Raw genomic sequence first — 11,053 nt, 5'->3', positions numbered from 1 at the left:
AGCGCACCGGTGCGGCACCGCCGCAGCGCACCGGTGCGGCACCGCCGCAGCGCACAGCGAACGCGGCAACGGCGCCGACCCGGGCGGGTCGGCAGGCGCGCATCGTCGCGATCCTGTCGAACAACCCGGTCCGCAGCCAGACCGAACTCGCGGCGCTGCTCGCGGCCGAAGGCATCGACGCCACCCAGGCGACGCTGTCGCGCGACCTCGAAGAACTCGGTGCCGTGAAACTCCGCGCCGCTGACGGCGGCGCCGGGGTCTACGTGGTGCCCGAGGACGGAAATCCCGTCCGCGGCGTCTCCGGCGGAACCGACCGGCTGTCTCGGTTGCTGGGGGAGCTACTGGTGTCGACCGATGCCAGTGGCAACATGGCGGTGCTGAGAACTCCCCCGGGGGCAGCGCACTATCTGGCGAGTGCACTCGATCGGGCATCATTACCTGACGTCGTGGGAACCATCGCGGGGGATGACACCATTCTCGTGGTGGCACGCGAGCCGCTGAGCGGGGCGGAACTCGCGGCCAAGATCGAATCCCTCGCCTGACAACTGAATCATCTCTACAGATCTTCAACCTAAGGAGCACAAGGACCATGGCCGATCGCGTCGTACTCGCCTACTCGGGCGGGCTGGACACCTCAGTCGCCATCAGCTGGATCGGCAAGGAGACCGGCAAGGAAGTTGTTGCTGTCGCCATCGATCTCGGCCAGGGCGGCGAGGACATGGAGGTCGTGCGCCAGCGTGCACTCGACTGCGGTGCGGTCGAATCGGTCGTGGTGGACGCGCGCGACGAATTCGCCGACGAATACTGCCTGCCGACCATCCAGGCCAACGCCCTCTACATGGACCGCTACCCGCTCGTGTCGGCCATCAGCCGCCCGCTGATCGTCAAGCACCTCGTCGAGGCCGCGCGTGCCCACGGCGGCACCACGGTCGCGCACGGCTGCACCGGCAAGGGCAACGACCAGGTCCGGTTCGAGGTGGGCTTCGGATCGCTCGCTCCCGACCTCGACGTCATCGCACCGGTCCGCGACTACGCGTGGACTCGGGAGAAGGCGATCGCGTTCGCCGAGGAGAACGAGATCCCGATCAACGTCTCCAAGAAGTCGCCGTTCTCGATCGACCAGAACGTGTGGGGCCGCGCCGTGGAGACCGGGTTCCTCGAGGACCTGTGGAACGCGCCGACCAAGGACGTCTACGACTACACGCAGGATCCGACCGTCAACTGGCAGGCCCCGGACGAGCTGATCATCAGCTTCGAGGCAGGCCGCCCCGTCGCGATCGACGGCAGGCCCGTCAGTGTCCTGGAAGCCATCCAGGAGCTCAACCGCCGCGCAGGCGCCCAGGGCGTCGGCCGCCTCGACGTCGTCGAGGACCGTCTCGTCGGCATCAAGAGCCGCGAGATCTACGAGGCTCCCGGCGCCATGGTCCTCATCAACGCCCACCAGGAACTCGAGCACGTCACGCAGGAGCGGGAGCTGGGTCGCTACAAGCGCCAGACCGAGCAGCGCTGGAGTGAGCTGGTGTACGACGGGCTCTGGTTCTCCCCGCTGAAGGTCGCGCTGGACACGTTCATCGAGAAGACGCAGGAACGCGTCTCCGGCGACATCCGGCTGGTCCTGCACGGCGGCGCGATCGTCGTCAACGGCCGCCGCAGCAACCAGTCGCTGTACGACTTCAACCTGGCCACCTACGACGAGGGCGACACGTTCGACCAGTCGTACGCCAAGGGATTCGTCCAGATCCACGGACTGTCCTCGAAGGTCGCGGCGAAGCGCGATCTGGGTCTCTAGGAATGAGTGCTCACGGCACCAACGAAGGCGCCCTCTGGGGCGGCCGGTTCGAGTCCGGGCCGGCCGCCGCCATGGCGGCGCTGAGCAAGTCCACCCACTTCGACTGGGTGCTGGCCCCGTACGACGTGCGCGCCTCCCAGGCGCATGCCCGGGTGCTGCACAAGGCCGGGCTGCTCGGTGACGAGGACCTGGCGACGATGCTCGATGGTCTCGGCAGGCTCGCGGCCGACGTCGCGAGCGGCGAGTTCGTCCCGAGCGAATCCGACGAGGACGTGCACGGGGCGCTCGAGCGCGGTCTGATCGATCGAGTCGGTCCCGAGGTCGGGGGACGCCTGCGCGCCGGGCGTTCGCGCAACGACCAGGTGGCGACGCTGTTCCGGATGTGGCTGCGGGACGCCGTCCGCCGCGTCGCCGAGGGCGTCCTCGACGTCGTCGACGCCCTCGCGACGCAGGCCGCCGCGCACCCGTCCGCGGTGATGCCGGGCAAGACCCACCTGCAGGCCGCGCAGCCGGTGCTGCTCGCGCACCACCTGCTGGCGCACACGCACCCGTTGCTTCGTGACGTTCAGCGGCTGCGGGACTTCGACGTGCGGGCGGCCGTGTCGCCGTACGGTTCCGGGGCGCTGGCCGGATCGTCGCTCGGACTCGATCCCGAGGCGATCGCCGCGGAACTCGCGTTCGATTCGTCGGCCGAGAACTCGATCGACGCCACGTCGTCGCGGGATTTCGCGGCCGAGGCGGCGTTCGTGCTCGCGATGATCGGCGTCGACCTGTCGCGGATGGCCGAGGAGGTCATCCTGTGGAGCACTCCGGAATTCGGCTACATCACGCTCGCCGACGCCTGGTCGACCGGCTCGTCGATCATGCCGCAGAAGAAGAACCCCGACGTGTCCGAGCTGACCCGCGGCAAGTCGGGCCGGCTGATCGGCAACTTGACCGGTCTGCTGGCGACGCTGAAGGCGCAGCCGCTCGCGTACAACCGGGATCTGCAGGAGGACAAGGAACCGGTCTTCGATTCGGTGGCGCAGCTCGAGTTGCTGCTCCCGGCGGTCACCGGACTGGTCTCCACCCTCGAATTCCACACGGATCGAATGGCGGAACTGGCACCGGCGGGCTTCACGCTGGCCACCGACATCGCCGAGTGGCTCGTCCGTCAGGGCGTCCCGTTCCGCGTCGCGCACGAGGCTGCGGGGGCGTGTGTCCGCGTCGCCGAGGGGCGGGGCGCCGGACTCGAGGATCTCACCGACGAAGAACTCGCCGGAGTCGATCCGGCTCTCACCCCGGACGTTCGGGAGGTGCTCACCGTCGAGGGCTCGATCGCCTCGCGTAACGCCCGCGGCGGTACGGCCGGTATCCGTGTGGCCGAACAGTTGGGCGGGGTCCGTCAGCTGTCCGAGTCGCTGCGCGAGTGGTGTCGATGACACCGGCGTCGGACGCCCCGGATTAGGGGCTGTGTGACGCGTCGAGCGCAGTAGGGTGAGGGCGGGCGGCAGCGAGACGTGCGTCACGGTTCGAGAGTCTGGGAGAGTGTTCGTGGGACTGAATACCGAAACGGTGATGGGCCCGATCCGTCGCGTGGTGGCGACGGCGCAGAACGGGTTGGAGGTGGTTCGTCTCGGCGGACTCGAGACGGACCTCACCACATCGCCGTTCGAGGTGGTCGAACGCGCACCGATGTATCGGCTCCGACGGTATTTCCCCGACACGGACCCGGCCGACGCCGGCCCCCCGATCGTCCTGGTTCCGCCGATGATGATGTCGGCCGACGTCTATGACGTGACACGGGACCAGGGCGCGGTCGGGATCCTGCGCTCGATGGGGATCGACCCCTGGGTGGTCGACTTCGGATCGCCGGATTCCGAAGAGGGCGGCTGGGATCGGAATCTCGCCGACCACATCGTCGCGATCAGCGAGATCATCGATCAGGTGCGGTCGCACACCGGCCGTGACGTCTATCTCTCCGGGTATTCGCAGGGCGGCATGTTCGCCTACCAGGCCGCCGCGTACCGCCGCAGCCGCAACATCGCCGGACTCGTGACGTTCGGCAGCCCGGTCGACACGCTCGCCGGGCTGCCGTTCGGGATCCCGGCCGGGTTCGCCACCGACGCCGCAGGCTTCCTCGCGGACCACGTCTTCAACCGGCTCGCGGTGTCGGGATGGATGGCCCGCACCGGGTTTCAGCTCCTCGACCCCGTCAAGACACTGAAGTCGAGGTTGGATTTCCTCCGTCAGTTGCACGACAGGGAAGCGCTGTTGCCGCGGGAGCAGCAGCGACGGTTCCTCGCGACCGAGGGCTGGGTCGCGTGGTCCGGTCCGGCCGTCGCCGAGTTGCTCAAGCAGTTCATCGTGCACAACCGCATGATGACGGGCGGGTTCGTGATCAAGGACCAGGTGGTGTCACTCGCGGAGTTGACCTGTCCGGTCCTCGCGTTCGTGGGAGAGGTCGACGACATCGGTCAGCCGTTGGCCGTCCGCGGCATCCGCCGGGCCGCCCCACGCGCGAACGTGTACGAATCGACGTTGCGGGCAGGGCATTTCGGTCTCGTCGTCGGCTCTGCCGCGGCGACCCACACGTGGCCCACGACCGGCAAGTGGGTGCTGTGGAACGAGGGGCTGGGGCCACGCCCCACCAACATCGAGTTGATGCGCTACGACGAGCACTTCGGTAGCGAATCCGGAGTGTCCATCAGCGACCGCATCATTCATACCGTGGCGTCGGTCGCCGAGGTGGGTGTCGGTGTCGGCAAAGGAATCAGCGACTTCGCGTCCGGCGCGTTGCGCGGCACGGTGGAACTGTCCGGCGAGGCCACGCGGGCGCTGCCCCGGCTGGCCCGGCTCGGTCAGATCCAGCCGCACACCCAGATCTCGCTCAGCCGGTTGCTGGCGGAGCAGCGTCGAAAGGCGCCGGGCGGCGAGTGCTTCCTCTTCGACAATCGCGTGCACACTTACGAAGCGGTCAATCAGCGGATCGACAACGTGGTCCGCGGTCTGATCCAGGCCGGTGTCCGTCCCGCCGCTCACGTCGGTGTCGTGATGCAGACGCGCCCGAGCGCGCTCGCCGCCATCGTCGCGCTGTCCCGTCTCGGTGCCGTCGCGGTCCTCCTGCCCCCGGGGCGGGAAGTTCACACCGCCCTCCGCATCGACGGTGTCGAGCGCATCGTCACCGACCCGGAGAATCTGGACGCCGCGCTCGCCACCGGCATCCAAGTGCTCGTGCTCGGCGGCGGTGCCCAGCGCGAACTCGACGTGGATCCGTCGGCGAATGTCGTCGATCTCGAGAAGATCGACCCCGACGGGGTGACGTTGCCGGGCTGGTACCGGCCCGATCCCGGCCTGGCCCGCGAGTTGGCGTTCATCATCTGCAGTGAGTCCAACGGGCACTGGGAGACCAAGCAGATCACGAACTACCGGTGGGCGCTGTCGGCGTTCGGAACGGCCTCGGCCGCCGATCTCGACCGCGGCGACACCGTGTATTGCCTTGCACCTCTGCATCATTCGTCGAGCCTGCTCGCCGCGATCGGTGGCGCGGTGGCCGGTGGATCCCGGATCGCGCTCTCGCGCGGACTCGACCCCGAGCGGTTCGCCGAAGAGGTCCACCGCTACGGCGTCACAGTGGTCAGCTACACGTGGACGATGATGCGCGAGATCCTCGACGCCGAAAATCTCGCGCTCGACGGAAGCCACCCCGTCCGGCTCTTCATCGGATCCGGAATGCCGCAGGGCTTGTGGCGCCGCACGACGGAACGGTTCGCACCGGCGAAGGTCCTCGAGTTCTACGCCTCCACCGAGGGCGACGTGGTTCTCGCGAACGTCGCAGGCGCGAAGGTCGGGGCGAAGGGGCGGCCCCTGCCCGGCAGCGCCGAGGTGCGGCTGGCGGCCTACGACCCGATCGCCGGCCGGCTGCTGGAGGACGAGCAGGGATTCATCCGCGAATGCGAGGACGACGAGGTCGGTCTGCTCCTCGGCAGGGCGGGCGTGCACGCCGAGATGTCCGGCGGCGCGATGCGCGGAATCTTCGCCGCGGGCGACGCGTGGATTCCGACGGAGAACCTCTTCCGCCGCGACGCCGACGGGGACTACTGGCTGGTCGACCACCGGAAGACCGTGATCGCGACTCCCCGGGGCGCGGTGTTCACCCAGCCGATCGTCGACGCGCTCGGGTCCGTGGATCGTGTCGACCTCGCGGTGGCCTACGGGGTGGCGGTCGGCGGCCGCACGCTGGCCGTTGCCGCGTTCACCCTCCGCGACGGGCCGCCGCCGAGACTGGCGGAGATCTCCGACGCGCTCGACGCGCTTGCGCCCGCGTTGCGGCCCGACATCATCCAGGTGGTGGGGGACATCCCGCTGGGGTCCTCGTATCGCCCGAATGCCGATGCCCTGAGCGCTGCCGGCCTGCCCAAGCCGGGAACCCGTGTGTGGTACGCCGATCCGGAATCGCACCAGTACCGGCGCCTGACCAAGGCGGTGGCCGCCGAGCTCGAGGACGGCTCCGCCGGAGTGCCCGCCGGCGCGCGGTAGCCTGACACTGCTCACCCGAACGGTTGGAGAGGACTTCCGTGGTTATTGATCCGACGTTGCTCGGCATTCTCGCGTGCCCACAGGACAAGGGTCCTCTGCTGTTGGTCGGAGACGAGTTGCTCTACAACCCTCGCCTTCGGCGGGCGTATCCCATCGAGAACGGGATCCCCGTCCTGCTGATCGACGAGGCCAGGGACGTCGACGCGGCCGAGCACGAGACGCTGCTCGCCCGAGCCGCCGGCGAGGCCTGATCACACCGGCAGATCGCCGGTGAGATAACGCTGCAACGTCGGGGCGACGATCGCGACCAGATCGTCGATGGGCAGCGACGCGAGTGGCTCGATTTCGAGGACGTACCGCGTCACCAGGACGCCGGCCATCTGCGATGCCACCAATTGCATGCGCAGCATGCCGGTTCCGGGTGGTTCGTCGACGCGCGGTCCGAGGTCTCGGAGCACGACCTCGAGGAGGAACGTGCGGATGAGGGTCGGTTCGTTCCCCGCCATCGCGGACCGGAACGCCGCGACCACGGCGGGCTTGTGCGGCGACTCCCAGACCGAGAACACGGCCCGGGCGAGGCGGCTGCCGATCTCGTCCGGCGGGGTGTCGAGCACCGGCGCGATCACCTTCGTCGGATCCACCGGAATGTCCACCGACGCGAGGAACAGTTGTCGCTTGGTTCCGAAGTAGTGGTGGACCAGCGCGGAGTCGACGCCCGCCCCGGAAGCCACGGAACGGACACTGGTCTTGTCGAATCCGTTCTGTGCAAACAGTTTTCGTGCGGTAGTCAGGATTCGTGACCGCGTGTCCGGGTTGCCCGGGCGTCGTCCGGTCCGCAGCCCGGGTGCGCTGTCGATGCGTGTCGCGGGGTCGGTCATGGTGTGCGGCGCCTCAGCGTTGCGGCGCCCAGCGACAGTGCGAGCAGGGCGAAGGCGGCGACCACCGCGAGGTCGCGCCACATGAGGCCGGTCGCCCCGGGGTGGGTGGCGACCTGCTGCAACGCCTCGACGGCGTAGCTCAGCGGGAGGACGTTGCTGATCCATTCCAGCCAGGTGGGGAGCTGATCCCGCGGAACGAGCAGCCCGCACAGGAAGAGCTGGGGAACCACGACCACCGGCATGAACTGCACCGCCTGGAATTCGGTGCGCGCGAACGCGCTGCACAGCAGACCGAGGGCCACGCCGAGGATCGCGTTCAGCACGGCGATCAGCAGCACCCACGTCACGCTGCCCTCGGTGGTGAGGCCGAGGAATCCGAACGAGACCGCACACGCCAGCGCCGCCTGCGCCGCAGCGGCGCTGGAGAACGCCGCGGCGTAGCCACCGAGCAGGTCGAGTTTGCCCATCGGTGTCGTGAGCAGGCGTTCGAGGGTGCCGGACGTCCGTTCGCGTTGCATCGCGATCGACGTGACGAGGAACATCACGACGAACGGCAGGATGCCCAGCATCGTGATCGCGACGCGCTCGAACAGCGATTGCTGACCGGGCGGCGCCGGAACGTTCTGATACAGGAAGTACAGCAGCACCATCAGCAGGCTGGGCACCACCAGAATCATGGCGACCGTGCGGTGATCCGTCCGCAGTTGCGCGAGGATCCGGCCCGCCGTGGCCGCGAAGATCGTGACGTTCATCAGTTCTCACTCCCGACATGTGATGCGCGGATGAGGTTCAGGAAAGCGTCTTCGAGGCTCGTCTCTCCGGTCTGTTCCCGGAGTCCGCCGGGGGAGACCTGCGCGAGAACGTAACCGTCCCGCATGAGCAGCAGCGACGCGCAGTGTTCGGCCTCGTCCATGACGTGGCTCGACACCAGCAGGGTGGTTCCCGCGGCGGCGAGTTCCTCGAATCGCTCCCAGAGTTCGACGCGCAGGAGTGGGTCCAGGCCGACGGTGGGTTCGTCGAGGACGAGGAGCTCGGGGCGCGCCACCAGCGCGCACGCCAGGCTGACCCGGCCCAGCTGCCCACCCGACAGATCTGCCGCCTTCTGGGTGGCGAAGCGAGACAACCCGACCGCGTCGACAGCTTCGGTGACCGCGCTCGACGGCTGACCGTAGAGCGCGGCGAAGTAGGCGACGTTCTTCCTGACCGTGAGGTCGGCGTACACGCTGGGGGACTGGGTGACGTACCCGACGCGGCTTCGCAAGGAGACCGAGCCTGCGGGGGACCCCAGCACGGTGACCGTCCCGGATTCCACGATCTGAGTGCCGACCACGCACCGCATCAGCGTGGTCTTTCCGCATCCGGAGGGTCCGAGGAGGCCGGTGATGGATCCGCTCTGCACCTGCACGTCGATGCCGTGCAGCACCTCGTTCCTGCCTCGGCGCACGTGCAGATCACGGATGTCGATCGCTGCGCTGCCATTCATGGCGGGCCTCAATTCATCACTGGGTGAATTCATTGTGTGATGAATTATGCGACCGTCGGGGTGGCGTCGTCAACGGTTGTGGAGAATCGGGACGTGACCATCGATCGACTCGACCGGGCAGAACCCGTGGACGCCGCGCACATCGTCCTCGGATCCACGCTGATCGTCGGCGACGTCCGGATCCGCATCGTCGAGGTGGAGGCGTACGGCGGGGAGAAGGACGGCCCGTGGCCCGACCCGGCTTCGCACTCGTACCGGGGGAGGACCCCGCGCAACGAGGTGATGTTCGGTCCGGCCGGGCACCTGTACGTCTACCGCAGCTACGGGATGCACTTCTGCATGAACGTGTCCTACGGTCCGGTCGGCACCGCGGGCGGAGTGCTGCTTCGTGCGGGAGAAGTGCTCGACGGGTCCGCGACGGTCCGGGCACGCAGACCCCACGCGACGAGACCGGCCGATTGGGCGCGCGGGCCCGGCAACCTGGGGTCCGCGACCGGCGTCACCCTCGCCGAGAACGGTGCGGCACTGTTCGAAACCGATTCGCCCGTTCGGCTGGAGGTTGCGGATTCGGACGGCTGGCTGAGCGGCCCGCGGGTCGGGGTCAGCACGGCCGCCGACCGCCCGTGGCGCTTCTGGATTCCGGAGTCGCCGGCCGTGTCCGCGTACCGGAGAAGCCCGCGTGCGATGCCCGCCGACGAGCGGATGGGATGATCGAACCCGTGACTGAGAACATCATCGATGAACTGACCTGGCGCGGGCTCATTGCCCAATCAACCGATCTGGACGCGCTGCGCCGTGATCTCGACGCCGGACCGGTCACGCTCTATGCCGGTTTCGATCCGACCGGACCGAGTTTGCACGCCGGCCATCTCGTGCCGCTGCTCGCGCTGAAGCGATTCCAGCGCGCGGGCAACCGTCCCATCGTGCTGGCGGGTGGTGCGACCGGTCTGATCGGCGATCCCCGCGACGTCGGTGAACGCACGATGAACTCCGCCGACATCGTGGCGGAATGGGCCGATCGGATTCGGGGTCAGCTCGAACGGTTCGTCGAGTTCGACGACTCGCCGAGTGGCGCCGTCATCGAGAACAACATGAACTGGACGGGCAAGCTGTCGGCCATCGACTTCCTCCGCGACGTGGGCAAGCACTTCTCCGTCAACGTGATGCTCGCGCGGGACACCGTGAAGCGTCGCCTCGAAACCGACGGCATGTCCTACACCGAATTCAGCTACATGCTGCTCCAGGCCAACGACTACCTGCACCTGCGACGCAGTCACGGTTGCTCACTGCAGGTCGGCGGATCCGATCAGTGGGGCAACATCATCGCCGGCGTCGAGCTGAACCGGCGCGTCGACGCCGAATCGGTTCACGGTCTGACCGTCCCGCTCGTCACGTCGGCGGACGGCAAGAAGTTCGGAAAGTCGACAGGAGGCGGAAGCCTGTGGCTCGACCCGGAGATGACGAGCCCCTACGCGTGGTACCAGTACTTCGTGAACACCGGCGACGCCGACGTGATCAAGTACCTGCGATGGTTCACGTTCCTCACCGCCGAGGAGCTGGCGGAACTGGAGACGGCCACCGCCGAGCGGCCGCATGCCCGCGAGGCCCAGCGCAGGCTCGCCGCCGAGATGACGACACTCGTGCACGGCGAAGCCAACACCCGTGCCGTGGAGCTCGCGAGCCAGGCACTGTTCGGCCGCGCGGAACTGCAGGACCTGGACGAGCCGACGCTCGGCGCCGCCCTTCGTGAGGCGTCCGTCGCGGAACTCGCGCCGGGCGAGCCATCCAGCATCGTCGACCTTCTCGTTCTCAGCGGCTTGTGCGAGAGCAAGGGTGCGGCCCGCCGCGCTGTGAAGGAAGGCGGCGCCTCCGTCAACAACCAGAAGATCTCCAGTGAGGACTGGACTCCCGAATCGGGCGATCTGCTGCACGGGACGTGGCTCGTGGTTCGGCGCGGAAAGCGCAACTTCGCCGGCGTCAAAGTGCTGTCGAACTAGCGTGCGGCGGGTCACAGCGGCGTAATTCGGACCGACTCCGTCCGGTGGCCCGCGCGCAGCGCGGGTCACCAGCGGATTTCACGTACCGGATTCCTGTGACCAGGGGATTTGACGCTCCGTTTTCATTCGCGTAACTTATTCCAGGTCAGAGCGACACGGACACCAACCCCGACCGAGAGGCCGGGGACACGAGGTTGGACGCAGGCGCCTGAACTTCCCGAGAACACCGAGCAAGTTTCGATGCTTTCGAGATGTCCTGATCGCCCCGGTTTGCGCCGGGATGCGGCAGGAGATAAGTTGGAACGGTTGCCCCGGAGCGGCTGGCGAGTGAGCCAGAAGTGATGGTGTGCGCGTGTTCTTTGAGAACTCAACAGTGTGTCGATGAATG

The 11,053-nt window shown here is 67.8% G+C and carries 10 protein-coding genes; 7 read left to right on the top strand and 3 right to left on the bottom strand.

Going from position 1 to position 11,053, the window contains the following annotated elements; genetic code table 11:
* The 5 genes from P3H15_RS51260 to P3H15_RS51240 all read left to right on the top strand — a co-directional run.
* On the top strand, window positions 1-542 hold a 542-nt coding region (locus tag P3H15_RS51260), incomplete at its 5' end, for an arginine repressor (RefSeq protein ID WP_276144363.1).
* A gap of 47 nt (window positions 543-589) precedes the next feature.
* The gene (locus P3H15_RS51255; RefSeq protein ID WP_276144362.1) at window positions 590-1,789 is read left to right on the top strand and encodes an argininosuccinate synthase; all 1,200 of its coding nucleotides are present in this window, start codon (window positions 590-592) and stop codon (window positions 1,787-1,789) included.
* Window positions 1,790-1,791: 2 nt separating this feature from the next.
* Window positions 1,792-3,210, top strand: coding sequence for an argininosuccinate lyase (gene argH, locus P3H15_RS51250; RefSeq protein WP_276144361.1), 1,419 nt, complete (start codon window positions 1,792-1,794; stop codon window positions 3,208-3,210).
* 106 nt (window positions 3,211-3,316) lie between these two features.
* Window positions 3,317-6,307: an acyl-CoA synthetase gene (locus P3H15_RS51245; protein WP_276144360.1), complete on the top strand. Its 2,991-nt coding sequence runs from the start codon at window positions 3,317-3,319 to the stop codon at window positions 6,305-6,307.
* Between the two features lie 38 nt (window positions 6,308-6,345).
* Entirely contained in the window at window positions 6,346-6,558 is a 213-nt protein-coding gene (locus P3H15_RS51240) for a Trm112 family protein (protein WP_072949263.1), read from the top strand.
* Here the strand turns inward: P3H15_RS51240 and P3H15_RS51235 are convergent, their stop codons facing one another.
* The 3 genes from P3H15_RS51235 to P3H15_RS51225 are packed head-to-tail and all read right to left on the bottom strand — an operon-like array spanning window position 6,559 to window position 8,668.
* Window positions 6,559-7,185: a TetR/AcrR family transcriptional regulator gene (locus P3H15_RS51235; protein ID WP_276144359.1), complete on the bottom strand. Its 627-nt coding sequence runs from the start codon at window positions 7,183-7,185 to the stop codon at window positions 6,559-6,561.
* Window positions 7,182-7,937: an ABC transporter permease gene (locus P3H15_RS51230; RefSeq protein WP_276144358.1), complete on the bottom strand. Its 756-nt coding sequence runs from the start codon at window positions 7,935-7,937 to the stop codon at window positions 7,182-7,184. Before P3H15_RS51230 ends, P3H15_RS51235 begins: the two co-directional genes overlap by 4 nt.
* Window positions 7,937-8,668 (bottom strand): ABC transporter ATP-binding protein, encoded by a 732-nt coding sequence (locus P3H15_RS51225; protein WP_276144357.1) that lies wholly within the window; start codon window positions 8,666-8,668, stop codon window positions 7,937-7,939. Before P3H15_RS51225 ends, P3H15_RS51230 begins: the two co-directional genes overlap by 1 nt.
* 39 nt (window positions 8,669-8,707) lie before the next feature.
* Here P3H15_RS51225 and P3H15_RS51220 point away from each other — a divergent pair, with 39 nt between their 5' ends.
* Both P3H15_RS51220 and tyrS read left to right on the top strand, forming a co-directional pair.
* Window positions 8,708-9,379, top strand: a complete 672-nt coding sequence (locus P3H15_RS51220; protein ID WP_276144356.1) for a DNA-3-methyladenine glycosylase — start codon at window positions 8,708-8,710, stop codon at window positions 9,377-9,379.
* Between the two features lie 8 nt (window positions 9,380-9,387).
* Window positions 9,388-10,665, top strand: coding sequence for a tyrosine--tRNA ligase (gene tyrS / locus P3H15_RS51215; protein ID WP_276144355.1), 1,278 nt, complete (start codon window positions 9,388-9,390; stop codon window positions 10,663-10,665).
* Window positions 10,666-11,053 lie beyond the last annotated feature (388 nt).

Origin of the sequence: Rhodococcus sp. T2V, assembly GCF_029269925.1 — a bacterium.
GTDB classification, from domain to species: Bacteria; Actinomycetota; Actinomycetes; order Mycobacteriales; family Mycobacteriaceae; genus Rhodococcus_F; species Rhodococcus_F koreensis.
This window is presented reverse-complemented; position numbering and strand designations above follow the sequence as displayed.

Bases quoted from the DNA above. Each gene is read 5' to 3' on its own strand.
- argH (WP_276144361.1), top strand. From the start codon at position 1,792: ATGAGTGCTCACGGCACCAACGAAGGCGCCCTCTGGGGCGGCCGGTTC.
- P3H15_RS51220 (WP_276144356.1), top strand. From the start codon at position 8,708: ATGAATTATGCGACCGTCGGGGTGGCGTCGTCAACGGTTGTGGAGAAT.
- P3H15_RS51235 (WP_276144359.1), bottom strand. From the start codon at position 7,185: ATGACCGACCCCGCGACACGCATCGACAGCGCACCCGGGCTGCGGACC.
- P3H15_RS51255 (WP_276144362.1), top strand. From the start codon at position 590: ATGGCCGATCGCGTCGTACTCGCCTACTCGGGCGGGCTGGACACCTCA.
- P3H15_RS51225 (WP_276144357.1), bottom strand. From the start codon at position 8,668: ATGAATGGCAGCGCAGCGATCGACATCCGTGATCTGCACGTGCGCCGA.
- P3H15_RS51230 (WP_276144358.1), bottom strand. From the start codon at position 7,937: ATGAACGTCACGATCTTCGCGGCCACGGCGGGCCGGATCCTCGCGCAA.